Annotated in this window: 27 protein-coding genes and 1 pseudogene; 16 read left to right on the forward strand and 12 right to left on the reverse strand. The window is 69.9% G+C overall.

Going from position 1 to position 25,427, the window contains the following annotated elements:
• Positions 1 to 7 precede the first annotated feature (7 nt).
• Together ACSIH6_RS19505 and ACSIH6_RS19510 are read right to left on the reverse strand one after the other, a co-directional pair.
• Entirely contained in the window at positions 8 to 976 is a 969-nt protein-coding gene (locus tag ACSIH6_RS19505) for a DUF58 domain-containing protein (protein WP_435109730.1), read from the reverse strand.
• Between the two features lie 4 nt (positions 977 to 980).
• Positions 981 to 2,042, reverse strand: coding sequence for an AAA family ATPase (locus tag ACSIH6_RS19510; RefSeq protein WP_013152988.1), 1,062 nt, complete (start codon positions 2,040 to 2,042; stop codon positions 981 to 983).
• A gap of 150 nt (positions 2,043 to 2,192) precedes the next feature.
• Between ACSIH6_RS19510 and ACSIH6_RS19515 the strand changes: the two genes are divergently transcribed.
• From ACSIH6_RS19515 to ACSIH6_RS19535, 5 genes are all read left to right on the forward strand, one after another.
• Positions 2,193 to 2,912: a protein kinase family protein gene (locus tag ACSIH6_RS19515; protein WP_435109731.1), complete on the forward strand. Its 720-nt coding sequence runs from the start codon at positions 2,193 to 2,195 to the stop codon at positions 2,910 to 2,912.
• A 356-nt stretch (positions 2,913 to 3,268) separates the two neighbouring features.
• Positions 3,269 to 4,036, forward strand: a complete 768-nt coding sequence (locus ACSIH6_RS19520) for a HipA family kinase (protein ID WP_435109732.1) — start codon at positions 3,269 to 3,271, stop codon at positions 4,034 to 4,036.
• Positions 4,033 to 4,470, forward strand: coding sequence for a DUF3037 domain-containing protein (locus ACSIH6_RS19525; protein WP_013152991.1), 438 nt, complete (start codon positions 4,033 to 4,035; stop codon positions 4,468 to 4,470). Before ACSIH6_RS19520 ends, ACSIH6_RS19525 begins: the two co-directional genes overlap by 4 nt.
• Positions 4,471 to 4,614: 144 nt before the next feature.
• Entirely contained in the window at positions 4,615 to 5,940 is a 1,326-nt protein-coding gene (locus ACSIH6_RS19530) for a multidrug effflux MFS transporter (RefSeq protein ID WP_435109733.1), read from the forward strand.
• A 278-nt stretch (positions 5,941 to 6,218) separates the two neighbouring features.
• Positions 6,219 to 8,348, forward strand: coding sequence for an AMP-binding protein (locus ACSIH6_RS19535; RefSeq protein WP_435109821.1), 2,130 nt, complete (start codon positions 6,219 to 6,221; stop codon positions 8,346 to 8,348).
• Positions 8,349 to 8,614: 266 nt separating this feature from the next.
• On the opposite strand, the gene ACSIH6_RS19540 is transcribed toward ACSIH6_RS19535, so the two are convergent.
• The 3 genes from ACSIH6_RS19540 to ACSIH6_RS19550 all read right to left on the reverse strand — a co-directional run bounded on the left by ACSIH6_RS19540 (position 8,615) and on the right by ACSIH6_RS19550 (position 11,673).
• Complete coding sequence (locus ACSIH6_RS19540; RefSeq protein WP_017567411.1) at positions 8,615 to 9,262, reverse strand: LuxR C-terminal-related transcriptional regulator; 648 nt, start codon at positions 9,260 to 9,262, stop codon at positions 8,615 to 8,617.
• A complete protein-coding gene (locus ACSIH6_RS19545) occupies positions 9,214 to 10,548 on the reverse strand; it encodes a sensor histidine kinase (protein ID WP_435109734.1) in 1,335 nt (444 codons plus the stop codon). The genes ACSIH6_RS19540 and ACSIH6_RS19545 overlap by 49 nt, the downstream gene beginning before the upstream one ends.
• A gap of 177 nt (positions 10,549 to 10,725) precedes the next feature.
• A complete protein-coding gene (locus ACSIH6_RS19550; protein WP_435109735.1) occupies positions 10,726 to 11,673 on the reverse strand; it encodes a hypothetical protein in 948 nt (315 codons plus the stop codon).
• A 147-nt stretch (positions 11,674 to 11,820) separates the two neighbouring features.
• Here ACSIH6_RS19550 and ACSIH6_RS19555 point away from each other — a divergent pair, with 147 nt between their 5' ends.
• The 4 genes from ACSIH6_RS19555 to ACSIH6_RS19570 all read left to right on the forward strand — a co-directional run bounded on the left by ACSIH6_RS19555 (position 11,821) and on the right by ACSIH6_RS19570 (position 14,242).
• A complete protein-coding gene (locus ACSIH6_RS19555; protein WP_013152997.1) occupies positions 11,821 to 12,264 on the forward strand; it encodes an SMI1/KNR4 family protein in 444 nt (147 codons plus the stop codon).
• Positions 12,265 to 12,284: 20 nt separating this feature from the next.
• Positions 12,285 to 12,944, forward strand: coding sequence for a peptide deformylase (gene def / locus ACSIH6_RS19560; protein WP_435109736.1), 660 nt, complete (start codon positions 12,285 to 12,287; stop codon positions 12,942 to 12,944).
• 216 nt (positions 12,945 to 13,160) lie between these two features.
• Positions 13,161 to 13,634, forward strand: a complete 474-nt coding sequence (rnhA, locus tag ACSIH6_RS19565; RefSeq protein WP_150251642.1) for a ribonuclease HI — start codon at positions 13,161 to 13,163, stop codon at positions 13,632 to 13,634.
• Between the two features lie 179 nt (positions 13,635 to 13,813).
• Complete coding sequence (locus ACSIH6_RS19570) at positions 13,814 to 14,242, forward strand: hypothetical protein (protein WP_435109737.1); 429 nt, start codon at positions 13,814 to 13,816, stop codon at positions 14,240 to 14,242.
• 182 nt (positions 14,243 to 14,424) lie between these two features.
• Here the strand turns inward: ACSIH6_RS19570 and soxR are convergent, their stop codons facing one another.
• Together soxR and ACSIH6_RS19580 are read right to left on the reverse strand one after the other, a co-directional pair.
• Complete coding sequence (soxR, locus tag ACSIH6_RS19575) at positions 14,425 to 14,892, reverse strand: redox-sensitive transcriptional activator SoxR (RefSeq protein WP_435109738.1); 468 nt, start codon at positions 14,890 to 14,892, stop codon at positions 14,425 to 14,427.
• A gap of 4 nt (positions 14,893 to 14,896) precedes the next feature.
• A complete protein-coding gene (locus ACSIH6_RS19580; RefSeq protein WP_435109739.1) occupies positions 14,897 to 15,607 on the reverse strand; it encodes an ABC transporter ATP-binding protein in 711 nt (236 codons plus the stop codon).
• Between the two features lie 195 nt (positions 15,608 to 15,802).
• Here ACSIH6_RS19580 and ACSIH6_RS19585 point away from each other — a divergent pair, with 195 nt between their 5' ends.
• From ACSIH6_RS19585 to ACSIH6_RS19595, 3 genes are all read left to right on the forward strand, one after another.
• Positions 15,803 to 16,750, forward strand: a complete 948-nt coding sequence (locus ACSIH6_RS19585; RefSeq protein WP_435109740.1) for a GlxA family transcriptional regulator — start codon at positions 15,803 to 15,805, stop codon at positions 16,748 to 16,750.
• Positions 16,751 to 16,804: 54 nt separating this feature from the next.
• Entirely contained in the window at positions 16,805 to 17,446 is a 642-nt protein-coding gene (locus ACSIH6_RS19590) for a DJ-1/PfpI family protein (protein WP_435109822.1), read from the forward strand.
• Positions 17,447 to 17,581: 135 nt separating this feature from the next.
• The gene (locus ACSIH6_RS19595; protein WP_435109823.1) at positions 17,582 to 18,568 is read left to right on the forward strand and encodes a DUF2332 domain-containing protein; all 987 of its coding nucleotides are present in this window, start codon (positions 17,582 to 17,584) and stop codon (positions 18,566 to 18,568) included.
• Between the two features lie 52 nt (positions 18,569 to 18,620).
• Here ACSIH6_RS19595 and ACSIH6_RS19600 read toward each other — a convergent pair whose 3' ends face one another.
• Together ACSIH6_RS19600 and ACSIH6_RS19605 are read right to left on the reverse strand one after the other, a co-directional pair.
• Positions 18,621 to 19,610, reverse strand: coding sequence for an adenosine deaminase (locus tag ACSIH6_RS19600; protein ID WP_435109741.1), 990 nt, complete (start codon positions 19,608 to 19,610; stop codon positions 18,621 to 18,623).
• A gap of 153 nt (positions 19,611 to 19,763) precedes the next feature.
• On the reverse strand, positions 19,764 to 20,078 hold the full coding sequence (locus ACSIH6_RS19605) for an SHOCT domain-containing protein (protein WP_435109742.1): 315 nt from the start codon (positions 20,076 to 20,078) through the stop codon (positions 19,764 to 19,766).
• Between the two features lie 305 nt (positions 20,079 to 20,383).
• Between ACSIH6_RS19605 and ACSIH6_RS19610 the strand changes: the two are divergent.
• Together ACSIH6_RS19610 and ACSIH6_RS19615 are read left to right on the forward strand one after the other, a co-directional pair.
• A pseudogene (locus ACSIH6_RS19610) lies at positions 20,384 to 20,554 on the forward strand (response regulator transcription factor); the annotation flags it as partial.
• A gap of 59 nt (positions 20,555 to 20,613) precedes the next feature.
• Entirely contained in the window at positions 20,614 to 21,780 is a 1,167-nt protein-coding gene (locus tag ACSIH6_RS19615) for an aminotransferase class V-fold PLP-dependent enzyme (RefSeq protein ID WP_435109743.1), read from the forward strand.
• A gap of 10 nt (positions 21,781 to 21,790) precedes the next feature.
• Here ACSIH6_RS19615 and ACSIH6_RS19620 read toward each other — a convergent pair whose 3' ends face one another.
• The 3 genes from ACSIH6_RS19620 to ACSIH6_RS19630 all read right to left on the reverse strand — a co-directional run bounded on the left by ACSIH6_RS19620 (position 21,791) and on the right by ACSIH6_RS19630 (position 24,622).
• Positions 21,791 to 23,563, reverse strand: a complete 1,773-nt coding sequence (locus ACSIH6_RS19620; protein ID WP_435109744.1) for a site-specific integrase — start codon at positions 23,561 to 23,563, stop codon at positions 21,791 to 21,793.
• Positions 23,564 to 23,669: 106 nt separating this feature from the next.
• Entirely contained in the window at positions 23,670 to 23,948 is a 279-nt protein-coding gene (locus ACSIH6_RS19625) for a hypothetical protein (protein ID WP_435109745.1), read from the reverse strand.
• Between the two features lie 146 nt (positions 23,949 to 24,094).
• On the reverse strand, positions 24,095 to 24,622 hold the full coding sequence (locus tag ACSIH6_RS19630) for a helix-turn-helix domain-containing protein (protein WP_435109746.1): 528 nt from the start codon (positions 24,620 to 24,622) through the stop codon (positions 24,095 to 24,097).
• Between the two features lie 186 nt (positions 24,623 to 24,808).
• Between ACSIH6_RS19630 and ACSIH6_RS19635 the strand changes: the two genes are divergently transcribed.
• Positions 24,809 to 25,084: a hypothetical protein gene (locus tag ACSIH6_RS19635; RefSeq protein ID WP_435109747.1), complete on the forward strand. Its 276-nt coding sequence runs from the start codon at positions 24,809 to 24,811 to the stop codon at positions 25,082 to 25,084.
• Entirely contained in the window at positions 25,084 to 25,410 is a 327-nt protein-coding gene (locus ACSIH6_RS19640) for a hypothetical protein (protein ID WP_435109748.1), read from the forward strand. Before ACSIH6_RS19635 ends, ACSIH6_RS19640 begins: the two co-directional genes overlap by 1 nt.
• The last annotated feature ends 17 nt before the right edge of the window (positions 25,411 to 25,427 follow it).

The raw sequence follows: 25,427 nt of genomic DNA on the forward strand, positions 1-25,427 counted from the left end.
GCCGCGCTCACCGGGGCGTCCCCGGAGTGTGGCGGGCCAGGTGGTGCGCGGTCCGCCTCTGGTGACGGACGAACCGTGCCGTGTCCAGTACCCAGTCCCGGTCCGTCCGTAGCACCAGGTGGTGCACCCCGCACCGACGCAGCGCGTCGCGCACCGCACGGCGCTGCCCCTCGGCCGCCTGACGGTAGCGCTCGCGCACCGCCCGCGTCAGCCGCACGTCGCGCACCATGCCCGTGCGGGGGTCGCGCAGCGTCACGTCGCCCACCTCGGGCACGTCCAGCTCGCGTGGATCGACCACCTCCACCACCAGCACCTGGTGGCGCGAGGCCAGCTGGCGCAGGGGGCGCTCCCAGGTGACCTCGCCGCCGAAGGCGGGGGTGTCCAGGAAGTCGGAGACCACCACGCGCAGGCCGCGCCGGCGGCGCACCCGCACCAGGTCGCCGATCGCGTCGGCCAGGGTGGCCCGGTGCGGCGAGGGCTCGCGTTCGTCACCGGTCGGCGCCGCGGCCACCGTGGCCAGCAGCGCCAGCAGCGCCTCCTTGCCCGAACGCGCGGGCCAGCGCCGGATCGTGCCCTGGTGCAGGAAGTGGGCGCCGAAGCGGTCCCCCACCCGCTGGGTGAGGAGGTTGGCCGCGACCATCGCCCCGACCGCCACCTCGCGCTTGGAGCGTAGGCCCGTGCCGAAGTCCATGCTCGGCGACAGGTCCAGCAGGGTCCAGCTCTCCAACTCGCGGTCGGCCACCAGGTCGCGCACGTGCGGGGTGTCGGTGCGCGCGGTCACCGACCAGTCCATGAGCCGCACGTCGTCCTCGCCCGGCTGGTAGAGGCGCGCCTCGGCCGCCTCCGAACCGGGACCCAGGCGCAGACCGAGGTGCTCACCGTGCAGCAGCCCCTCCAGGCGGTGCACGATGCGCAGGTCCAGGCGGCGCAGCGCGGCGCGCAGCCTGGGGTCGGTACCTATGGCGGGTGCGTTCACCGGCTCACCTCGCGGAGGCGAAGGAGGCGGTCTCCCCGCTGGGCGGCTCGTCCCAGATCACCCGCGGCGCCAGCACGGTCGACAGGATGCGGTCCACCACCTGCTCGGCGGTGATCCCGTCGGCCAGGGCGTCGAAGGTCAGCACCAGGCGGTGGGCGATGACGTCGTGGGCGAGCACCCGCACGTCGTCGGGGAGCACGTAGTCGCGCCCGCGCAGCAGGGCCAGGGCCCGCGCGGCCGAGACTAGGCCCAGGGTGGCACGGGGGCTGGCCCCCATCTCCAGCACCTGGCGCAGGTCCGGCATCTGGTGGTTCTCCGGCTCGCGCGTGGCCATGACCAGCCGCACCACGTAGTCGGCGATGAGCTGGTGGACGTGGACGCGCTGGGCGTCGGACTGCAACTCGCTCAGGGTGACGGGGTCGAGCACCTGGTGCGCGGTGGGCGGGGTGGTCGACATCCGGCGCAGGATCTCCATCTCCTCGTGCGCGCGCGGGTGGCGGACGTTGACCTTCATCAGGAACCGGTCGCGCTGGGCCTCGGGCAGCGGGTACACGCCCTCGGACTCGACCGGGTTCTGTGTGGCGATGACGATGAACGGGGAGGGGAGGGGGTGGGTGGTCCCCCCGAGGGACACCTGCCGCTCGGCCATGACCTCCAGCAGGGCCGACTGCACCTTGGCCGGAGCCCGGTTGATCTCGTCGGCGAGCACGAAGTTGGCGAAGACCGGCCCCAGCTCCACGTCGAACTGCTCGGTGGAGGGATGGTAGATGCGCGTGCCGACGATGTCGGAGGGCACCAGATCCGGGGTGAACTGCACGCGGGCGAACGAGCCCCCCGTGACCTTGGCCAGCGTGGACACCGCCAGGGTCTTGGCGATGCCGGGCACGCCCTCGATCAGGCAGTGCCCTCCCGCGACCAGGGCGATGAGGGAGCGCTCCACCATGCGCTCCTGGCCCACGATCACCCTGGACACCTCGTGCAGCGCGGCGCGCAGCAGCCGGGTCGGTTCACCCGGAGCGCTGTCCGGGCCCGCGGAGGGCGCTGAGCCGTTTCCGCTCTCTGCCATGTGCCGCCTTCCTAGCAGGGAGCCCCGACGCGGGGGCACCGGATAGGTTGTGGATCACTCACCTGTGGTGACACTACCCGTTTCGCGGGCACCAGTCCGGTACACAACGCGGCGAAGCGGACGGCCGGTGTGGAGGGCAAGGGGGATGACATGGCGGTTCCCACGATGGGGCTGAACGAGGGTGATCCGCGTCAACTGGGCGGCTACCGCCTGTTGGGGCGGGTGCGCGACTCCTCCCTCGGCGTGGTCTACCTGGGCAGGGACGGCTCCGGGAACCAGGTGAACGTCGCCGTGCTCGACTCCGGGGCCGCGGGTGACGGCGGCGCGCGCGAGCGGTTCGCCCAGGCGGTGCGCCGCAGCCCCGACGTGGTCGCGGCCCGTACGCACGGGCGCTCGGCTCTGTGGGTGGCCCTCGCCCATGACGGGTCGGGTGCCGCGGCGGAGGACTTCCTCAAGGTGGCGGCGCGCTCGGGCCGGACGGCCGCGCGCGGCCCGGTGGTGATGCCGCACTGGGCGGGCTCGCGCGGCCCCGTCTCGGTGCGGTGGGCGCCCTGGGCGGGGCGCAGGGACAGCGCCGTGGCGGCGGGGGAGAGCAACTGGTGGCTGATCGGCGGGCTGGGCCTGGTGCTGGTGCTCATCCTGCTGCTGGTGTCGCTGCTGTACTGGTGGATGCTCCAGTTCCCGCCGCCGGAGATGCCCAGCCCGGCGCAGCCCCCCGAGGCGCAGGAGAGCCCGGAGAACCCGTCGGGGCCGGTGACGGTCCCGGGCGAGGGGGACGGTGAGGACGGGGGAGCGGAGCCGACGCCGGTCGTGCCCACGCCGGGGGAGGGCGAGGGCGAGTGGGGCGACAACCCCGAGGACAACCTCTAGCGGGGGAGCGCGCGGCCGAGGGAAGCGCGGGAGGGGTCCGGTTCCGGCACTGGACCCCTCCCCTTGTACCCGTTATAAATCTACGTTGTACAGGTGGTGGTTTCTTTCTCTCAACCCAAGAAACAAGAAATAGATCGTGCGGCTACGCCGCACAGTCCTACCCATCTCCCTCTCGGGAGCGCTTCGGCGTGTCTCGGCGGACGGGGACGTTGCCTAGAACGTGTTCAGCGCCGTTTAGCGGCGACGGCGAGAGGTGGCTGCGGTGCGGCCGAGGGGCGGAGGGCCGCTGCCCTCTGCGTCCGGCTCAGCGGCGGGCCCGTCGCGGCGGCGGTGCGCGTGCGCTCCGTGCGCTGCCTATGCTGGTCCGCGTGCTGAGAAAGGTGGTCGCGACGCGGTACGTGCTGCCGCTGCGCGAAGGAGGTTCGCTCCCGGGGTTGGTCGAGGCCGACGACCTGGGAATGTACGTGGTCAAGTTCCTCGGGGCGGGTCAGGGGCGCAAGACGCTCGTGGCCGAGGTCGTCGCGGGGGAGCTGGGCCGCGCCCTGGGTCTGCCCGTTCCCGAGCTGGTCACGGCGGAGTTCGACGCGGTGATCGGCCGCAGTGAGCCCGACCCCGAGGTGCAGGAGCTGCTCAAGGCCAGCGGCGGACTCAACCTGGGGATGGACTTCCTCCCCGGTTCGCTGGGCTTCGATCCGCTGACCTTCGAGGTGGACCGGGGGTTCGCCGGACGGGTGCTGTGGTTCGACGCCCTGACCGGCAACGTGGACCGGTCCTGGCGCAACCCGAACATGCTGCTGTGGCACGGGCGCCCCTACCTGATCGACCACGGTGCGACGCTGATCTTCCACCACAACTGGACCAACGCCGAGCGGTTCGTCCACCGCGTCTACGACGCCTCCGACCACGTGCTGTCGGGTGCGTCGCCGGACCTGGCCGCCGCGGACGCGGACCTGGCGCCCTTGGTGGACGAGGGTCTGCTGCGCCGTGTGGTGGAGCTGGTGCCGGACGAGTGGCTGGTGGACGAGCCCGGGTTCGACGGGCCCGGGGATGTGCGTGAGGCGTATGTGCGGTACCTGCTGGCCCGGGTGGCCGAGCGTTCCTGGCTGCCGGAGGTGACGGGATGAGCGCCCCGAGGCGTTACAGCGACGCGGTGACGACCGGCCGTGTGGGTGAGCGGCGTGAGCGCGCGGTGTTCGAGTACGCGCTGTTGCGGGTGGTGCCGCGGTTGGAGCGCGGTGAGTGTGTGAACGCCGGGGTGATCGTGTACTGCCAGGAGCGGGGGTTCCTGGGGGCTCGTTCGGCGTTGGATGAGCGGCGGTTGCTGGCGGTGGACGCGGAGGCGGACGTGGCCGGTGTGCGGCGTGCGCTGGAGGCGGTGGAGGTGATGTGCCGTGGCGGCGCGGGGGCGGGTGCGGCCGGTCGTGAGCGCCCCGGTCAGCGGTTCCGGTGGTTGACGGCTCCGCGGAGCACGATCGTGCAGCCGGGGCCGATCCACGGTGGTCTGACGGAGGATCCGGAGGGTGAGGTCGTACGGTTGCTGGACCGGCTCGTAAGGTAACCGTCCGGGTCGTAACGGACATCACAGGCGTTCTGGCGGATAAAGAGGAGGCGATTCCCGGGGTCGGGATGTTGGGATGGGTGTGTCCATCGTCGGCGGGGCTCTTCCTCCCGGCGCTTTTCCCGTTCCTGAACTGGAGTGCCTGTGCAGTCCCCGAACTCCCCCTCCGCGACCCCTGACCAGGGGGCGGTGGGGCGGTCCACGTCCCCCGTCCCGGATTCCTCCCCGGCTTCGGCCTCCGCCCCGGCACCGGAGACGGGCGAGCGCTGGACGCCCTCGCGCAAGTCGGTGGCGCTGCTGGTGCTGGTGCTGGGTGTGCTGACGGCGACCGGGCCGTTGGCGACCGACATGTACCTTCCGGCCTTCCCCCAGATCACCCGGGATCTGGGGACGAGTGAGGCGCAGATCCAGCTGACGCTGACGGCGATGATGCTGGGCCTGGCGGTGGGCCAGCTGGTGATCGGGCCGCTGAGTGACGCCGTGGGGCGTCGAGGTCCGCTGCTGGTGGGCGTGGCCCTGTTCACGGTGACGTCGGTGCTGTGCGTGTTCGTGCCGGACGTGACGTTGTTCATCGTTCTGCGGTTCGTGCAGGGTGTGGCCGGTGCCGCGGGTGCGGTGATCGGTCGTGCGGTGGTGCGTGACCTGTTCGCGGGTGATGACGCGGTGCGGTTCTTCTCGCGTCTGGCGCTGGTGATGATGCTGGCTCCGCTGTTGGCTCCGTTGGCGGGTGCGCAGTTGTTGCTGGTGGGTCCGTGGCAGTTGAGTTTTTGGGTGCTGGCGGTGATGTCGGCGCTGAGCTTCGTTCTGGTGTTGGTGTGGTTGCCGGAGAGCCTGCCGGTGGAGGACCGTCGTCGGCAGGGGCCGCGGCAGTTGGTGGCGACGGTGGGTGGTCTGCTGCGTCAGCCGCGTTTCGTGGGTCCGGTGCTGACGATGGGGTTCAGTTTCGGGATGCTGTTCACGTACGTGTCGGCGTTCTCGTTCGTGTCGCAGACGGAGTTCGGTGTCTCGCCGCAGTTGTACGCGGGGCTGTTCGCGGTGAACGCGCTGGGGATGATGGCGGGTACGCAGCTGAACGGTTTCCTGGTGGGTCGTGTGGAGACGCTGCGGCGGCTGGGGATGGGGCTGGTGCTGGCTCTTGCCTCGGTGGGTGTGCTGGTGGTGCTGGCTCTGCTGGGTGTGGCCCAGTTGTGGATGGTCGTGGCGTTGCTGGCGCTGATGATGCTCAGTGTCGGGTTCATCATGCCGAACGCGACGGTGACGGCTCTGGACGGGCAGCCGGCGGCGGTGGCGGGTACGGCCTCGGCGTTGATGGGTGCGTTGCAGTTCGCGCTGGGCGGTGGTGTGGCGTCGCTGGCGGGGCTGACGGAGACGGGTGAGCCGTCGTTGGTGAGTATGGCGGTGGTGATGGTGTCGGTGGCGGTGCTGTCGCTGCTGGCGTATGTGTGGTCGGTGCGCACGAAGGTGCGGTGACCGTTTTCGGTGGTGTGGGCCCGGGTGCCGTGGGTGGGGTGCCTGGGGCCCTGGGGTTGTGGTGCGCTGCGGGGTGGTCGCGGTCGTGTGGTGCCGGGTCGGGTGGGTGGGCAGGTGGTGTGTGCTGGGGCGTTGTGGGTCTGCGTTCCGGGTTGCCGTGTGGTGGGGAAATGGGCACAGTAGGTCGCAATCCCCCGATTGAGGTGGGCCGGTCCGGCCTGTCTTCCGATGCGGCAAGAGGATGAGTGGGTATGGGCGATCCGAGTGTCACTCCTGGTATGTGGGCTCGGGGTCTTTCCGGGTTGAGCGACCTGGTGTACGGGGTGGCCACGGAGGAGGCCCATGCCGAGGTGTTCTCCGTGCGCGGTGAGCGCGGCCGGTGGGAGCGGGTGAAGGCCGGTGGGTTCGCCACGGAGGTGACGGCGGTCGCCAAGGGTTTGGTGGCGGCTGGTGTGGGTGAGGGCGACCGGGTTCTGGTGGTGTCGGGGTCGCACCAGGAGTGGGTGCGGTTGGCGTTCGCCGTGTGGTCGGTGCGTGCGGTGTTGGTGCCGTTGCCGGAGTCGGTGTCGGCGGAGCGTTTGGTGCATGTGGTGCGGCAGACGCGTCCGGCTGCTGTGGTGGTTCAGGGTGAGCGGTTGTTGCGCACGGTGTCGGGTTTGCAGCGTGAGTTGCCGGACCTGGGTCGGGTGTGGCGGATGGATACGGGTCTGGCGGATGTGGTGACGCTGGGTGCGTACATGGATGCGTCGTCGGTGCGGTTTCGTCGGGATGGGGCGGTGGCCGAGGACATGGCGGTGGTGCTGTATCCGGTGAGTACGGTGTCGCGGTCGACGCGGGGTGTGGTGTTGTCGCACGGGGCGTTGTTGTCGGCGGCGGCGGATGTGGTGGACCGGATGTGGCCGCGGTTGTCGGAGTTGCCTGAGGGTCGGGCGAGCACGTTGTTGGATCTGCCGTTGTCGCAGATCTCGGGGTTGGCTTCGTTGGTGGCGTGCATGGTGGGGCGTGTGCGTGTGGGGTTGGCCGGTGCGACCGGGTTGATGCGGCAGGTGGAGGCGTTCAAGCCGACGGTGCTGGTGTGTTCGGCCGGGGTGTTGCAGGGTGTCTTCGCCGTTGAGCGGGGGAGTGCGCGTTCGACGGGGTGGGACTCGTTGGGCACGTTCAACGCCGCGGTGGAGTCGGCGGTGCAGTTCGACCGGTCGCCGCGCAGGAGTGCGTGGCGGCGGTTGTCGCGGTCGATGTATGACTGGCAGTTCTCGCGGGTGCGGGAGTTGTTCGGTGGCCGGGTGCATCTGGCGGTGTGCTGGGGCGGTGGGTTGTCGGACCGGTTGGATTCCTTCTTCGGTGGTGTGGGGATTCCGGTGGTGCAGGCGTTCGGTACGGCTGAGGTGGCGGGTGTGTTCGTGGCCGGTGCTGTGGGGGATCGGGTTCCGGGGACGGTGGGGCGTGCTCTGGAGGGTCGTGAGGTGTGGGTCTCGCGTGAGGGTGAGATCCATGTGCGCGGCGGTGCGGTGTTCTCGGGGTACTGGGGTGAGGGTGAGGCCTCGCGGAGTGCGTTCCGTGAGGGGTGGTTGGCGACGGGGTACGCGGGTGAGGTGGACGCGGACGGGGTCGTGAGTGTGGTGGGCCGGTTGCGTGTGCAGGCGGCGACGGAGGAGTTGGCTGGGCGGTTCGTGGCGCGTGGGGCGGATGATGTGCGCGCGTTGGAGGGCCGTGTGTTGGAGGGGTCTGAGGGGCGGGGGCGTGCTCTGGAGGGTCGGCCGGTGCAGGAGCAGCGTGGGTCTGAGGGGCGCGGGGCTGTGGAGGGCGTGTCGCGGCGTGGGTCGGACGCGCGTGCTGTGGAGGGGCGTGCATTGGAGGCTCCGGTGGAGCAGGAGCCCGGTGCGGTCTCGGGTGGGGGTTCGGGGGAGATGTTGGCGGTGACGGCCGCGTTCGCGGCGGTGGATCCGCTGGGGGGCGGGGAGCCGGCTGTGGTGGAGCCGCAGGAGCAGCGTGTGGAGCGGGGGGATGCGGAGCTGGTGGCGGAGTTCGAGGCGCGGTTGCGCGCTCATCCGTTGATCAGTCAGGTGTTGGTGATCGTGGAGGGGCGGCCGTTCGCGAGTGCGTTGGTGACGTTGGTGCGTGACCAGTTGGAGTACTGGCGGTTGGTGAACGGTCGTCCGTTGGCGATGGCGGCGGAGGAGATCGCGGGGGACCGTGATCTGCTGCGTGAGGTGCAGGGGTTGGTGTACGAGGCTAATCGGAGTGTGCCGCGTCATCTGGCGGTGCGGTCGTTCCATGTGTTGGCGGAGGAGTTCACGGTGCAGTCGGGGTTGCTGCACGCGTCGGGGGAGTTGCGTCGTGAGGCGGTTCTGCGGGCGTTCGCGGAGGAGATCGACGGGTTGTACCGGGTGCGTCGTGAGCAGCAGTAGGTAGTAGCGGGCGGTGTTGGGGGCCGTGGTCCGGACCGGGTGGTCTGGGCCGCGGCTTTTGGTGTATGGGGTGGGGGCTCGGTGCTGGAGGCGGTGGGTGCCCGTACTGGTCGGGGGTTGCTCGGTGTGGCTGTGGCTGTGGTGGTGCTGTGGGCGCTGGACACCGTGCTCTTGGAGCGGTGCGGTGCGGGTCCGGCGTGCCCTGGCCGTCGCCGGGATCCTGGGTGTCGCGCCGAGCCCGTGTGATCGGCCGGTGGTCGCCGGGGTTACTGGCCGTTGAGGAAGGCCAGGACGGCCAGGACGCGGCGGCTGTCGTCGGAGGAGGGCGGCAGATCGAGTTTGGTGAAGATGTTGTTGATGTGCTTGCTGACGGCTTTTTCGGTGATGTAGAGGCGTCCGGCGATGGCGGAGTTGGAGCGTCCTTCGGCCATTTCGGAGAGGACCTCGCGTTCTCGGGGGGTGAGTTGGGCGAGGGGGCCGCTCTGGTCCTGGCGGGCGAGGAGTTGGGAGATGACGGCGGGGTCCATGGCGGTGCCGCCGTCGGCGACGCGGCGGACGGCTTCGATGAACTGGCCGATGTCGAAGACGCGGTCCTTGAGCAGGTAGCCGACGCCGCCGGTGTCGTCGGAGAGCAGTTCGCGGGCGTAGAGCTGTTCGACGTGCTGGGAGAGCACGAGGATGGGCAGGCCGGGGATCTGGGTGCGGGCGGCGATGGCGGCTTGGAGGCCTTCGTCGGTGAAGGTGGGGGGTAGGCGCACGTCGACGACGGCGACGTCGGGTTTGTGGTCGGTGAGGGCGGTGTGCAGGTCGGGGCCGTTGTCGACTGCGGCGACGACGGTGAAGTCGTGTGCTTGGAGGAGGCGGATCAGTCCGTCTCGGAGGAGGGCAAGGTCTTCGGCGATGACAACGCGCACGGGATCTCCAGGGTCACGATGGTGGGGCCGCCCGGTGGGCTGGTGAGGTTCATCGTGCCATCGAAGGCGTCCAGGCGCCTGCGGATACCGGCCAGGCCGCTGCCGGGGGCGGGGTTGGCGCCGCCGGTGCCGTTGTCGGTGACGGTGATGACGAGGCGGTTGCGGCCGTGGTTGATGTGGATCCAGGCGTGGGTGGCGTGGGCGTGTTTGGCGGTGTTGGTGAGGAGTTCGGCGATGGCGAAGTAGGCGGCGGACTCCACGGGGTCGGCGGGGCGGCCGTGGAGGTCGATGGTGACGGTGATGGGCAGGTGGTGGGTGAGGGCGAGGGCGTGGACGGCGCCGTGCAGGCCGCGTTCGACGAGGACGGGCGGGTGGATGCCGCGGACGAGGTCGCGGAGTTCGGTGAGGGCGTGGCGGGTGGTTTCGCGGGCCTCGGTGAGCATGGCGCGGGCGGTTTCGGGGTCTTTGTCGACGATTTGTTCGGCCATGCCGAGGTTCATGCCCAGGGCGACGAGGCGGGCTTGGGCGCCGTCGTGGAGGTCGCGTTCGATGCGGCGGATCTCGGAGGCCTGGGTGTCGATGGTGTGGGCGCGGCTGGTGGCCAGGTGGGCGACGCGGGCGGTGAGGCGGGCTTTTTCGGAAGGGGCGAGCAGGAGGCGGTTGAAGCGTAGGTAGGTGTCGGCGGCCAGGGGGATGAGGAGCCAGCCCAGGGTGATGAGGGAGAGGGCGGGGATGAGGATGATGAGTTGGTTGAGGGTGGTGGTGGGGGTGTAGGTGTCGTAGAGGGTGGGGCCGGTGAGGTTGAGGGCGAAGAGGAGTTGTTCGATGCCGTGGGCGATGAGGGTGAGGGGGATGGCGACGAGGAGGAAGCTGGCGGCTCCGGAGATGAGCCAGAGCAGGTCTCTCCAGGTGGCGGGGTCGGTGATGATGGCGGTGCCGCGGCGGGTGATGCCGGTTGGGGGGATGGGGCGGTAGGCGGAGGCGATGGGGCGGTGGAGGGGGCGGGGGGCGGGGCTGGGTAGGCCTGGGGTGGCGGTGCGGTCTCGGGGGGTTTTGCTGTTTTTGATGAGCAGGTGGCTGAGGGTGCGGCGTTGGCTGTCGGCGAGGGTGCGCAGGAGGGTGCCGGTGAGGATGACGAAGGGCAGGCCGATCCAGGTCAGGGTGAGCACGGCTGAGACCAGGACGAGGGGGAGCAGGAGGAGGGCGGCGATGTTTTGGGAGAGCAGGAGGAAGAGGTAGGCCAGGGTGGTGAGGCGGCCTGCGCGGTGGTGGGGTGCGTTGGCCATGGGTGGTTCTTCCGTTCCTGCGTGTGCGGGTGCTGGTGTCTATTGTGTCCTGTTCGTGGGTGTGGGTGCGGTGGTGAGGGCTCCCCTGTCGGGTGGTGGTGGCGCGGGGTCGCACGCACCGGTGAGGAGGGCTCCCGTGGTGCGCGGGGGCCCTCCTGTCGGGTGTGTGGGGGTCTTTCAGGGCCAGCGCATGTCGGTGGCGGGGCCCAGGTCGTTGACGCGGGTGGTGGTGTGGGCGTCCAGGGCCTTCTTGAGTTGGTCCCAGGACTGCTGGGGGGTGTTGTCGGTGTTGGTGCAGCTGCGTTGTTGGCAGGCGGTGTGCTGGGACATGGCTCCGGCGAAGCGCAGGGGGTCGTTGGCGTTGGTGTGGCCCCAGCGGCTGATGTTGGCCCACTGGGTGGCCTGGATGCCGTCGGTTCGGTAGATCTGGGGGATGACGTGGACGCGGGGGTTGCCTCCGCCGGCCATGTGGTGGACGTCGGCCAGGCTCCAGCCGTTGGCGCAGTTGCCGGAGCCGGTGGTGGGGCAGGAGTCGGCGGAGTTGGCGGCGTAGAGCGGTGTGGTGGTGGCCTTGGTGTAGGCGGTGAGCCAGTCGCGGGCCCAGGTGGGGGTGGACCAGGAGGGTTCGGCGTCCAGTGCGGCGGTGATGGTGACGGCGTCGGTGGTGGAGGCGTCCTGGACGGTGGTGACCAGGTCGGCCCAGCGCTGTCCGGCGTGGGTGCCGGTGACGCCGCCGTCATCCTTGTTGTTGACGCCCAGGGCCAGGTGGGCGCTGGCCTGGTCGGTGCGGCACTCGGTGAAGCCCTGGGCCCAGTGGTGGGCGTAGGCGGCGGCTTTGGTGTAGGCGGAGCGGGGTGTGGTGGAGTTTCCCGCTCTGCCGGGTTCTCGTAGGGTGTCGTTCTTTTCCTGGGTGCCGAAGAAGAGGATGCGCGGGCCGGTGGCGCCGGTGCGTCCTTCGGTGCATCCGGCTTGGTGGGCGTGGGTGGAGGTGGCGTCGGTGAGGGGGACGTAGCGGCTGGTGGTGTGGCCGGGGTAGGTGGCGGTGGTGGCGTGGGCTGGGACGCCCAGGGTGGTCAGGGCGGCGGCGAGTGCGGTGGTGGCGAGCAGTCGTGCGGTGGAAGCCATGGGGTCATTGTGTGGGAGAGTGACTGATTGCGCACGCATAGTGATATGGGTGGCGTGTTCGGTGTTTGTGGTGGTGCGGCGGCCGCGGGTTCGGGTTTTTGGCGCAACTCGCCGCCGACGATTTCCCGTGGGTTGCCACGACCTGTGATGATCAGGAGTGTGTGGCGTGAACTGATCCTGGAGATGTATCCCGAGGCCGATCTGAGCGATCCGGCCGATGAGGTGACCCTGGCCGAGGTGGAGAAGCACCTGATGCTGCCTTTGCCCTTCGAGTTGGCCTCGTTGCTGCGCGAGACCGACGGGGTGACCAACGAGTACGGGGACGCGGTGGTGTGGAGTGCGCGGCGTCTGGTGGAGGACAACCTGGCGATGCGCCGGGAGCCGGACTATCTGGAGTTGTACGCGCCCTTCGACGAGATGATCTTCTTCGGCGACTCCGACATGGGGCCGCAGTTCGCCTACGTGCACACCGACTACGGTCCGGGGATCGTGGTGTGGGATCATGAGAGCGACCGGCGACGCCTGGTGGTGGTGTCGTTGCGCGACTACCTGGCGCGGTGTCTGATCCAGGGCAACTCCTGGTTTCGTTGAAGTGTGGTGAGAGTAGGACCATGTCGGAGCATGGCGGGGTTGGCGTCGTCGTTCAGGGCCGGGAGGTCGCGGATTTTCCCGAGTGGGCTCCGGAGGCGGCGCGCGGCCGGGTGCGGCGGATCACCGTGACGGGTGAGGAGGTGCTGCACCGGCGGGGTGTGGATGTGGCGCCGGGGATGCTGGGCGGCGCGGAGCTGGCCGAGCTCATCGACGACATGTTCGTGACGATGTACGCGGCCGAGGGTGTGGGGTTGGCGGGCAGCCAGGTGGGGGTGGACCTGCGGGTGTTCGTCTATGACTGCCCTGACGATGACGGTGTGCGCCATGTGGGGCACGTGGTCAACCCGGTGCTGGACGAGCGTGACTTGGATGACGCGGTGGTGGTGGAGTCCGAGGGGTGTTTGTCGGTTCCGGGGCCGCACGCGGACCTGGGGCGGGCCGAGCACGCCACGGTGCGGGGGCTGGACCGGGACGGCAGTCCCGTGGTCGTCAGCGGCAGCGGTTACTTCGCCCGGTGTTTGCAGCACGAGACCGATCACACGCTGGGGCGGTTGTACGTGGACCGGTTGAGCGTGCGCGAGCGCAAGCGGGTGCTCAAGAAGATGAACGAGATGGCGAACGACGTGTTCGCGCGTCGTGAGGAGCGGGCCGAGGAGTTGGCGCGGGAGTTCGCTGGCTGATCGGGGTCGCGTGGGGGTGTTCCGGGTGCGGGACGCCCCCTTTTTTTGTTGTACGGGGGTGGTTGGTTTGGGTGGGTGTGGGAGGTCCTTTGGCTGGGTTGGCGGGCCGAAGTGGTGGGCGTGGGGGCTCCATTGGGGGCAAATGGCTCCTTTTATGGCCCTGTTGGCGGGGGTTGTGGCCTTTTCGTGACCGTGGAGGGCGGTAGATTGCCCGGCATGCGTAACGGGGACGAGGTCGGCCAGGAGCCGACGCAGCGTGTGGTCATCTACACCGACGGGGCGTGCAGCGGCAACCCCGGTCCGGGCGGATGGGGGGTGTGGCTGCGCTACGGCGGCCACGAGAAGGAGCTGTACGGGGGCGAGGAGCAGACCACCAACAACCGGATGGAGCTGATGGCGGCGATCCGGGCGCTGGAGAGCCTGCGTCAGCCGCTGCCGGTGCTGGTGCACACCGACTCCTCCTACGTGCGCAACGGGATCACCTCGTGGCTGCACAACTGGAAGCGGCGGGGATGGCGCACGGCCGACAAGAAACCGGTCAAGAACGTGGACCTGTGGCAGCGCCTGGACGAGGTCGCCTCGCGCTATGAGGTGGAGTGGCGCTGGGTGCGCGGGCACAGCGGGGACGAGGGCAACGAGCGCGCTGACGCGTTGGCGCGGCGCGGACGCGACGAGGCCGCCGGGGTGTAGGGGCGGCCCTGCCGCTTGCGGGCGGGCCGCTGTCCCTGCCGGAGCAGCGGGGAGTCGTCGCGGGGGTGGCGGGTGCGAGAGCGGCGACAACCCCGTGTCCACCCTGGACGGGGGCCGGGCTCCTTCGCCAGCCGGGGTGAACACATCAAGGTAGGGCACTGGGAGCGGGAGGAAGCGCGATGGAACTTGCCCGGCAGCAGGAGCTGGTGCGTGAGATGGTCCTTGAGCTGGTCGAGGCCGCCCCGGAGGGCTGGACCTCGATGAGTTACCGGTATGAGTACATCGGCGGCGTCGCGGCGATCGAGAACCTCGTGACCTTCGAGGACGGGGAAACGAAGAGGAAGCGCCATCCGCGCTCCGTCGACAAGAAGGCCGACACCCTCAAGAGTGAGATGTACCAGGAGGGCAGGGGGACGTGGCTCGCCATGTCGGTTTTGGTGACCGGGCCCGGGAAGTTCGAGGCGAGGTTTCATCACGACAGGGATCTGGGGGTCCACCCGATTCCTCCGTCGCCGGAGAGCTACGTCTTCGAGCTGAGGAAGTTCCCCCGGGATGAGGACGCGATCTCCGACTGGCTCAGGGAGAGGATCGGCCAGGCGCGGAGCTAGGGCCCGTTCTTCGAACGGTTTCCTGTGCCGCTGGGGCCGCTGGGGCCGGTGGGACGGGGGTCGAGGAGGGTCACCACCGGATACCGCCCCCTGTACCGGTGTGGCGCGGGCGGGACGAGGCAGCCGGGGCGCGGGGGGCGTGTGGGCGGCGAACGCGGGTGTTCGCCGCCTTCGTCGTGTGTTCAGCCCGTCTCGCGCGCCAGGGCGTTGACCATCAGGCGGCGCGGGCCTGGGCCCGCGGCGGCCAGGGTGTCGTCGGGGTTGGACAGGGTGCAGGTGTCCAGGGACAGGCAGCCGCAGCCGATGCAGTTGGTGAGGTCGTCGCGCAGGCGGATGAGTTGGCTTATGCGGGCGTCGAGTTCGGTGCGCCACTGCTGGGACAGGCGGGCCCAGTCGTCGCGGGTGGGGGTGCGGTTGTCGGGCAGGGTGTCCAGGGCCTGGCGGATGCGCGCCAGGGGCATGCCCACGCGTTGGGAGATGCGGATGAAGGAGACCCGGCGCAGGGTGTCGCGGCGGTAGCGGCGCTGGTTGCCGGCGGTGCGGCGGCTGTGGATCAGGCCCTGGCGTTCGTAGAAGTGCAGGGCTGAGACGGTGACTCCGGCGCGTTCGGCGACCTGACCGACGGTGAGTTCCTTGACGATGGGTGCCACGTCCTCATCCTAGGGCGTGGCCGGTGGTGCGGTGGATGCCGGTGAGGGCGTACAGGCGTGCGTAGGCGCCGCCGCGGACCAGGAGTTGGTGGTGGGTGCCGGTTTCGGTGACGCGTCCCTTGTACAGGAGCAGGATGCGGTCGGCGGTGCGGGCCAGGGTGGGTTGGCGTGTGAGGGTGAGCAGGCCGGTGTCGGGTGTGGTGGGCGGGCAGGCGTGGTCGTGGACGGGCGGGTCGGTGAGCACGAGCAGGCGGGTGTTGGTGCGCTGGGCGTAGAGGGCGCGGGCCTGGTGGACGCGGGGGAGCAGGGCGGGGGGTAGGGCGTCCAGGGGTGTGTGCAGGCGGTGCGTGTCCAGGCGGGTGTGGGCCAGGGCGTGGGCCAGGTGGGGGTCGTCGGTGTCGGGTGTGCTCTGGCCGGTGATGGTGTGGGCCAGGGTGGGGCGGGGGGTGAGGATGTGGGCGCGGGTGTGGGTGGCCAGGCGTCCGTGGGTGGGGGCGGCCTGGCCGGTGAGCAGGCGGGTCAGTGCGGTGGTGGCCTCATGGGTCAGGCCGACCAGGGCGACGTGTTCGCCGGGGTGCAGGGTCAGGTCGAGGTGGTCCAGGTGGCGGGTGCGGTCGTGGGTGAGGGACACGTCGTGGAACTCCACCAGGGGTGGCAGGGGGGCGGTGCTGTGGTCGGTGGTGCGGCGGAGTTTGCCTCGGTTGGAGATCCTCACGGGTGTCCGTTCGTGTGGTGTGGTCGTCACCAGCCTGGGATTGTCCTGCGCGGGTGAGAGTTCTCGTGATCTGTTCGTGTCCTTGGTCTCGCTGGGTGGAACGGCTGGTGGGGCTGGTTGGTTCCCGGGCGGTGGCAGGAAGGGTGGGGTGGGCGACCTTGCGGCCGTGGGGTGGGGGGCGCTGGGATGGGTGGCATGGGGCACGAGGTGGTCATCGTCGTCTTCGACGGTGTGCAGAGTCTGGACGTGACGGGGCCGTTGGAGGTGTTCTGCGGTGCCGCTCAGGCGCCGGGGGCGCGTTACCGGGTGCGTACGGCGTCGTTGGGCGGTGGGGCGGTGACCTCTTCCAGCGGGTTGGGGTTGGTGCCGTCGGTGGCGTTGGAGCGGGTGGGGCGTGTGGACACGCTGGTGGTGCCGGGGGGTGAGGGGGCTCGGTGCCCGGACGGGGAGTTGGTGGAGTGGTTGCGGGTGCACAGCGGCGGCGCGGGGCGGGTGGCATCGGTGTGTACGGGGGCGTTCCTGCTGGCGCGGGCGGGGGTGTTGGACGGGTTGCGGGCCACAACGCACTGGGCGCACTGTGAGCGGTTGGCGCGGGAGTTTCCGCGGGTGCGGGTGGAGTCCGAGCCGATCTTCGTGCGTCAGGGGCGGGTGGTGACGTCGGCGGGGGTGTCGGCGGGGGTGGATCTGGCGTTGGCGTTGGTGGAGGAGGATCTGGGGCGGCAGGTGGCGTTGGCGGTGGCGCGTCATCTGGTGGTGTTCCTGCGCCGTCCGGGGGGTCAGGCGCAGTTCTCCGCGCAGTTGTCGGCGCAGGTGGCGCAGCGCCCGGCGGTGCGGGAGGTGCAGCACTGGATCGCCGAGCATCCCGAGCGTGAGGCGTCGGTGGAGGCGTTGGCGCGGCGGGTGGGGTTGTCTCCGCGTCAGTTCGCGCGGGTGTTCGCGCGGGAGGTGGGGTGTACGCCGGGCCGGTACGTGGAGCGGGTGCGGTTGGAGGCGGCGCGGCGGTGGTTGGAGGAGGGGGAGGCGTCGGTGGTGGCGGTGGCGCGGCGGTGTGGGTTCGGTACGGCTGAGGCGATGCGGCGGTCGTTCGTGCGCAATCTGGGGTGTCCTCCGGCGGAGTACCGGGCCCGTTTTCGGGGTGTGTGAGCGAGGTGTCCTCGCCGGTGGCGGTGGGGGTGCGGAGAAAGGGTGTGGTGTGTGGTGCGTGCGGCGATCGTGCTGTTCGAGGGTGTGACCCTGTTGGACGCGGTGGGCCCCTATGAGATGTGGGCGGGGTTGCCGGGGGTGGAGGTGGTGTTCGTGGGTGCTGAGCGCGGGCCGGTGCGCGACAGCGGTGGTCGGGGAGCTCTGGTGGCCGACGCCGCGTTCGGGGAGGTGGGGGAGGCCGATGTGGTGTGTGTGCCGGGCGGCCCGGGGCAGGCGCGGCACATGCGGGGCGGTCCCCTGGTGGAGTGGGTGCGGAGGGTGGATGCCGCCAGCAGGTGGACGACGTCGGTGTGCACGGGGTCGCTGATCCTGGCCGCGGCGGGGTTGTTGCGGGGCAGGCGGGCGACCTCGCACTGGTTGGCGGTGGAGCAGTTGGGGCGCTGGGGTGCGCTTCCGGTGAAGGAGCGGGTGGTGGTGGATGGCAGGTACGTCACCGCCGCCGGGGTGTCGGCGGGCATCGACATGGGGTTGATGCTGGCCGAGCGGATGGCGGGGCGGGAGATGGCGCAGCTGGTGCAGTTGGCCACCGAGTACGACCCGCGGCCGCCTTGGGAGGCGGGGTCGCCGCGGACCGCTCCCGCGGAGCTGGTGGCGAGTGCGCGTGCGCACTCGCGGTTCCTGTTGGAAGGCGCGTGAGCGCTCTCCTCGGGTGCCGGGGTGCCGGGGTGCCGGGGTGCCGGTGAGGGGGTGAGCACGGTCACGGGGCGGCGGGCGCCGGGAGGGGGTAGGAACACCACACCTGTTTCCCCCGAGGTGAAGGAGTGTGTGGCCGTGGAGCATGTCGCCACCGTGGACGCCAGCGTGCGCAGCATCGTGAGGCAGTACCGGAATTTCGCGGACGGCTACGCCCAGGACGCGGCTCCTGCGTACGCGCGTATCGCCCGGGCCCTGGCCGGGGACGAGCGGGTGCTGGAGCTGGTCGCCTCCCTGCCCGCGGGCAACAAGCGCCAGCCCAACCTGTTGCTCGGCGCGGTGCGGTTCCTGGGCGGGCCGGTGGGCGAGTGGGAGGACTTTCGCGCCTGGCTCCTGGAGCACTGGGAGGCGGTGCGCGCGGTGGTGCTGGAGCGCCACACCCAGACCAACGAGGTGCGCCGGTGCGCCACCCTGCTGCCCGTCCTGTCCTTGTTGGAGGGGCCGTTGGCGCTGGTGGAGGTGGGGGCGTCGGCGGGGTTGTGCCTGTACCCGGACCGGTACCGCTACTCCTTCGACGGCGGGGCGCCCATCGGCCCGGCCCAGAGCCCGGTGCTGTTGGAGTGCGCGACCTCGGGTGCGGTTCCGGTGCCCGAGCGGGTGCCGCGGGTGGTGTGGCGGGCGGGGATCGACCTGAACCCGTTGGACGTGCGCCGCGAGGAGGACGTGCGGTGGTTGGAGGCGCTGATCTGGCCGGGGCCCTATGAGGACCAGCGGCGGGAGCGGCTGCGGGCGGCGGCGCGGGTGGCGGCGGTCGAGCCGCCCGTGTTGGTGGCCGGTGACCTGGTGGAGGAGTTGGGTGCGGTGGCGGCGCGGGTGCCCGCGGGGGCGCGGTTGGTGGTGATGCACAGCGCGGTGCTGGCCTACCTGGATGAGACTTCGCGGGATGCGTTCGTGGAGGCCGTGCGGGGGTTGGACGGGCATTGGGTGTCGAACGAGGGTGCGCGTGTGCTGCCCGCTCTGGAGGGTCCGCGCCCGCGGGTGGGCACCGACTTCGCGTTGGCGTTGGACGGGCGTGTGGTGGCCTTCGCCGGTGAGCACGGGCAGCGGTTGACCTGGGCGGGCTGAGGCGGCCGGTGTGTGGCCCCACCCCCGGGCGCCGGGGGTGGGGCCGTTGTACTTACCAGGGGTGGGGGTGGGCGTCGACCTCGGCGATGAGTTGGGCCTTGCGTTCGGGGGGCAGGAAGGAGGCGGTGAAGGAGTTGCGGGCCAGTTGACGCAGCTGGTCGGCGTCCAGGCCCAGGTGGGTGTGCAGGGCCTGGTAGTTGTCGTGGACGTAGCCGCCGAAGTAGGAGGGGTCGTCGGAGTTGACGGTCACCAGCAGTCCGGCGTCCATCAGGGCGGGCAGCGGGTGCTGGTCCAGGGCGGGTACGGCGCGCAGGCGCACGTTGGACAGCGGGCACACGGTCAGTGGGATCTGGGTGGCGGCCAGGTGGGAGACCAGGCCAGGGTCCTCCAGGCAGCGGATGCCGTGGTCGATGCGTTCGACGCCCAGGAGGTTGAGGGCCTGCCAGACGTAGGAGGCGGGGCCCTCCTCTCCGGCGTGGGCGACGCGGCGCAGGCCCAGGTCGCGGGCGGCGGCGAAGACCTCGGTGAACTTCTCGGGCGGGTGGCCGACCTCGGCCGAGTCCAGGCCGACGGCGCTGATGTGTTCCAGGTGGGGTCGGGCCTGGTGGAGGGTGTCCAGGGCTTCGGTGGCGGGGCGGTCGCGCAGGAAGCACAGGATCAGGCTGGTGCTGATGTTGTGGGTGTGTTCGCTGGTTTTGAGGGCGGTCATCAGGCCGTTGACGACGGTGTCCAGGGCGATGCCGCGGCCGGTGTGGGCCTGGGGGTCGAAGAAGATCTCGGCGTGGCGTACGCCCTGGGCGGCGGCGCGGTCGAGGTAGGCGTTGGCCAGGTCGGTGAAGTCGGCTTCGGTGCGCAGGACGTCCATGAGGGCGTAGTACAGGTCCAGGAAGGACTGTAGGTCGGTGAAGGAGTAGGCGCGGCGTAGGGAGTCGACGTCGGGGTGGGGCAGGGTCAGGCCGTTGCGTCGGGCCAGGGTGAAGGCCAGTTCGGGTTCCAGGGTGCCTTCGATGTGGACGTGGAGTTCGGCCTTGGGGATGGGCATGGCGGTGGTCGTTGCCTTTGCGGTCGGGGTTGTGTGTTGGCCATTGTGGCTGATGGGTGGGGGTGCCCTGGCCGGATCGGCGTGGGTTGTGGAGCACATGTGAGGGCCCGGCCCGCGCGGGGTTGCGGGGCCGGGCCGGGTGGGTGCGCGAGGTTACTTGCGGCCTGGGCGGTCGTCGCGGCCGGGGGTCCAGTTCAGGGCGCTGGCGCGTTCCATGAACTCCTCGACGGTCAGGTCGCCGCGGGCGAAGCGGTCGGCCAGGGTGCGGCGGGCCTCCTCCTCGGGTGAGGCGGGGCGTGGCGCCCAGGGCGGGCGGTGGCCGCGGCGGGTCAGGGCGAGGGCCAGTGCGCCGATGAGGGCGATGGTGAGCAGGCAGAACATCAGGGCTCCTGGGAAGAGGAAGGCGGGCGGTCCCTGCTCCCAGTGGGGGTGGGCGGCCAGGGTGGTTGCTGCGGTGATGGTGTTCATGGGTTCACTGTGTCCGGGGCGGGGGTCGCGGTCGTCACCCCGGTGTCGACACCTGTGCTGCGCCCGGGTGCGTAGGGCGCCTACGCCTGTGGTGCCACGACAGGGCGGGGCGGGCGGCCTAGGGTCGTGGTGTGAGTGGTGACAGGCGTGTGCGCCGGGTGGTCGGGGATCTGGCGCTGGGTGTGGTGCTGGGTGCGGTGGCGGTGGGGTTCGTGCGCGGCGAGTTGGTGTGGCAGCGGCGCGGGGGCGGGCACGGTCCGTGGCGGGGCGGGCCGCCTGCGGGGTGGGATGTGGACTGGGGTGCGGAGGTGGTGGGGTTGGTGGGTGAGGGGTTGAGCAACGAGGAGATCGCGGCCCGTTTGGTGGTCTCTCCGGCGACGGCGCGCACGCACGTGAGCCGGGTGATGGTGAAGTTGGGGGCTCGGGACCGGGCGCAGTTGGTGGTGTTCGCCTTTCGGGCCGGGCTGGTGCGCTGAAGGGGGCGCCGGGTAGGTTCGGCGGCGACCGTGTCGGGTGCGTCGAAGGGGTTGGCTGGATGGGCGTGGATGTGGCTGCGGTGCGGGCGGATACTCCTGGGGCTGAGGAGGCGGCGCATCTGGACAACGCGGGGTCGTCGCTGCCGCCGGATGTGGTGGTGGAGGCGGTGGTGGAGCATCTGCGTCTGGAGGCGCGGGTGGGGGGTTATGCGGCGGCCGAGCTGGCGCAGGCGGGGGTGGAGGGGTTCTACACCGCCGCGGCGCGGTTGGTGGGTGCGCGTCCCGAGGAGATCGCGTTCACCGAGAGTGCGACGCGGGCGTGGGAGTTGGCGTTCGGGTCGGTGGTCTTCGCCGAGGGGGAGCGGGTGCTGACCACGGCCAGTGAGTACCCCAGTAACGCGTTGGGGATGGTCAAGGCGGCCCGTGAGCGGGGTGTGCGGGTGCAGGTGGTGCCCGATGACGCCCACGGGGTGATGGACGTGGGGGCGTTGGAACGCGAGTTGGAGCGGGGCGGGGTGCGGGTGGTGGCGCTCAACCACATGCCCACGCACAACGGGTTGGTCAACCCGGCCGAGCGGATCGGGGCGCTGTGCCGCAGGTTTGGGGTGTTGTTCGTGTTGGACGCGTGCCAGTCGGCGGGCCAGTGGGATCTGGACGTGGAGCGGCTGGGATGTGACGTGTTGGCGGTGACGGGGCGCAAGTTCCTGCGCGGGCCTCGGGGGACGGGGTTTGTGTACGCGCGGTCGGGGGCGGATCTGGGGGAGCCGCCGGTGGTGGACGTGACGTCGGCGCATTGGGAGGGGCAGGGGTATCGGGTGCGCGCGGACGCGCGTCGTTTTGAGAGTTTTGAGCGCAACGTGGCCGGTCAGATCGGGTTGGGTGTGGCCGTGGACTACGCGTTGGCGGTGGGGATGGAGTCCGTCCGGGAGCGGGTGGGCGCGTTGGCCGAGCAGGCCCGGGACCGGTTGGGGCGCCTGGCGGGGGTGCGTGTGTTGGACCGGGGGCTGGTGCGGTCGGGGATCGTGACCTTCGCGGTGGAGGGTGTGGCGGCCGAGGGGGTGCGTGCGGCGCTGGGGGAGGCCGGGGTGCGGGTGAGCGTGTCGCGGTTGTGGAACCAGGTGTGGGAGGACGGTGTGGGGGTGGACGAGGCGGTGCGGGCCTCGGTGCACTACTTCAACACCGATGAAGAGATCGAACGTTTGTCTGATGTCGTAAAGGCGTTCTAATAACCTACTCTCACGTGGCTTTCCTTTGGCTTGCTCCGCGGCTGCGAAGTGGGAGAACCACGTTGTTGGGAGAAATCTGGGAGAGGGCCTTGGTTGGTTCCGAGCGACGGGGAAGGTGGATCACCTTGGTGGCGTTGGTGATCATCTCCGTCAGCGGCACCGCCGTGGTGTAGGGGTAGGCCGTGCGGTAGGGCTCCAGAAGGTGATCGAGCAGTGCGACGGGGGAGTGCGGGTGCAGGTCGGCGCGCAGCCTCATCGAGTTCTCCCAGCGGACCGTGAGCGCCCCCAGGAGCTCCTGGCGCATCATGGCGGTGACGTGGCTGTAGACGCCGCCGATGCCCGGCATCTCGTGCCCCAGCCGGTCGTACTGCAAGACCTCGGGGATGCGATCCTCCTGCATCCAGGTCTTGTGGCTGTGCCGGTTGCCGTGGGGGGTGTAGCCCGGTGCGATCGGCAGCCAGTGCGCTTGGGCCACCTTGTAGCCGTTGTGCCCGCGAATGGGTCTGCCCGGCCAGCCGCCAGCCTCCAGGGGGACGGGCTTGGGGGAGGTCCCCTTGTGGCGCACCGGGGTAATCCCGGTGGCTGCCGGGGCGAAGATCTCGCTGCGCATGCTTCCTCGAAAGTGGTGCGGTGATTGCTGGCCACGGAAGACGAAGACGCCACCCTGGTGAGGGAGGGCGCGCGGGCGGCGGGTGAAGGTGTCGGCGAACCGCTCGATCAGCTCGTCGTCGTCGACGACGTCAGCCAGCTCGGCCGCGGAGAGCAGCGCCTTCTCCATGTCCTCGTCCCACTGCTCGCGGCGCTTGAGGGCCGCCACGAGGTAGCGGTCCACGCGCTTGTGCTTGAGGCACAGGCACCGCTCGCGAACGGGCTGCTTCGTGGTCTTGGCCTGGTGCGCCAGCAGGTCGGCCAGAAAGGGCGGCAGGTCAACGTCGCGGTAGGAGTCGTCCTTGGGCGGCACGCGGTGGAACTCGGCACGCACCTCATGCAGCTGGTGCTCGACGCGCAGTGTGTCGCCGCGCAGGTACTCGCGCTCCAGCCCCACGAGCTCGGCGAACCGGATGCCGGTGTAGGCCAAGGCGATCCCGAAGACGAACTCCTCGCCCCGGCCGGTCAGGAGCGCCATGCGCTCGGCGTGCAACAGCGCCTCCAGAGGGGGCACGGTCACCTTCTCGGAGGCGCGGCGGCCGTAGCTCTTCTTGGCTTTGCCGGCGCGGCGGCCGCGCCCATGGCGCCTTGCAGCCGGGTTCGCCTTCAGCAGCTCAGCGTCGACCGCGTCCTGGAGCATCAGGTGCAGTATGGCCCGAAAGCTCGCGATGCTGGTCTCCGCGTACCCGCGGGCCGCCAGGTTCTTCAGCCAGGTGGTGATGTCCTCGCTGGTGATCTCTGTCAGGGGCGTGTCCGCCCAGGTGCGCGCTTGCTCTGGGGGACAATACGGCAGGATGTGCAGCTCCAGATAGGTGCGATAGCTCTCCTGGGTCGAGATGGCGAGCTCCTGTTCGGGGTACCACCTGCCCGCATATTCGCCCAGAGTGAGGGCTCCGTCCTTCTGGCGCAGGCGCCGGGCGGCCTCGACGACGGAAGGGGCGGACTCGGCGTCCAGGCCCATCCGGATCAAGGCCTCCTTGTTTTTCCCCCAGGTCTCGGCTGCCGTGCGGGTGCGAAAGCGCGTGCCGTCGTCGTCCCAGGCGCAGCTTCCGTAGTTGATGCCGTCGGCCAGCAGGTAGCGGACGCGGAAGTAGGTGCCGTCCTTCTTGCTCGTGTACTTATCGGCGTAGGCCATTCATCAATCCTTGTGGTCTGGTCACAGGGAACGAAGGCCTCTCGCCAGAGGCGAGAGGCCCTTATGGTTGCGGTCGGATGCGGGGCGGTGGGCAAGGCCCTATCCCCTAGGCGGCAATATCGAGCAGCTCCTGGAACAGGCTGATCACAGGCCGTTCTGAGAGCAGTTCAGGGTAGACGGTCGCCAGCGGCGTGGGCCAGGAGGGCAGACCCAGGCTTCCCCGGAGTGCGTTCTGCTCAGAGGGTTTGAGTAGGCGCCCGCACTCATGCAGAGCTACACGCACGGGGGCGAGTGCGGCCGCGAGGATGGTGATGCGGAGCGGGTCGCGTTGGACGTGCGCGGTCAGCGGCTGTCCACACGGAAGTTCGTCTACCACGTAGATCACGTGCCCTGATCCTACGATTCGCTTGTAGACAATCTTCGGTTGTTGCACAGCGTCCCCCCTTTGGAACGGCTGGGCAGGGGGTTAGACCGTATCCCCCAAAAGAGTCATACCGCTACTGCGCAGGCGAAACGCTTCGTAGAGGGTAGCTACTGGCGCGTAGAGTTACCTTTCTCTGTATTCTCATGGGGTTCGAAATCTCCCAAAAGGGATAATTCGGACTTTCTGTCACCATTGTCGTTCGAGGCGTCCTGATCGACCAGGCGCTCCACGAACCCCAGAAACCCCTGCATCACCTCTCGCGCGGCATCCTCTCCGCGCTCATCGGAGAGTTGCTTGAGCGCGTCGGAGAGCTGCTTGCCGATTCTGGTCTCGATCGGATCGGAGGGTGCGCCGTGGTCGATGACCTCAGCGGGTTCGTGATCCACCGGTATCTCGTGGCCATCAGCGATGCGCAGGATCGTACCCAAGGGCCAGTCCAGGGCGTTGTCCAGGGCGCGTAGCTTCTCCGCCTGGTAGGGGAGGGGGCCGTCCTTCTTGGCGTTCTCAATCTGGTACTGGAGCGCGGGACTGGGTCCGCCGCGGGCAGCGACGTCCTGCTGTCGCAGGCCCTTCTTGGCGCGTCGGGCCGACACAGCTTCAGCCACACGGTGCCAGTCGCGGCGGAGCTCGGTCATGGGCCCATGATGCCGGACAGGCTGAGACAGGCGCCACCCGGGTAAGGAAAACCTGGCCTTATTTTATCTTTATCTCAACCTTATCCCGTTTGCCCCAAGGCATCTTGACCTGCGTCTTTGTGGAATATCCCTAGAAAATCACTAGAACCTCTTGTTCTCACCTGAGCCTGTCCCTACTCTAGCCCTATGGCAGGGATCGCACCTCACGTCAGTCTTCGCACACTCCGTCTGAGCAAGCGGATCGAGCTGGAGCTTCTCCACGAGCGCATCTGCGAACTGGGCGAGCGCAGCTGGGACATCGACCACCTCCGCAACGTGGAGCTGGGTCACAAGAAGCCCTCCGAGGCACTCATGGCCGCGTGGGCCATGGCCCTGGGCATCGAGCGCGAGGAGATCCGGACCGACCGGCAGTTCCGCGACCTGCTGGCCGCGAAGGACCTGGCCGCGAAGGCGGTGGCCTGATGGCTGACGAGGCGCTCATCTTTCGTGCCGAGGAGGCCGCGGCCCGCCTCAAGCTCAACCCCGACTGGCTACGCCGCAAGGCCGGCAGGCGTGAGATCCCCGTGCGGATCATCGGGGGCGAGTACGGGTGGACCGCGGAGGACCTCGCCGAGATCGTCGACCTCTTCAAGAAGCCGATGGTCGCCAGCGCGCAGTCGCCCCTGCGCCGCCAGAAGAAGCCCCGCCCCCCGCGCGCCAGCGTGACCGTCCCCGGGTCGGTGTCGACCACACGTGCCGACGCCCGCCCGCTCCGGCCGCGCACGCCCTACCGGGGCGGCGCCGCATAAAACAGCCCCCGCCGGAG

Source organism: Nocardiopsis synnemataformans (assembly GCF_965343085.1).
In the GTDB taxonomy this organism is placed as follows: domain Bacteria; phylum Actinomycetota; class Actinomycetes; order Streptosporangiales; family Streptosporangiaceae; genus Nocardiopsis; species Nocardiopsis alborubida.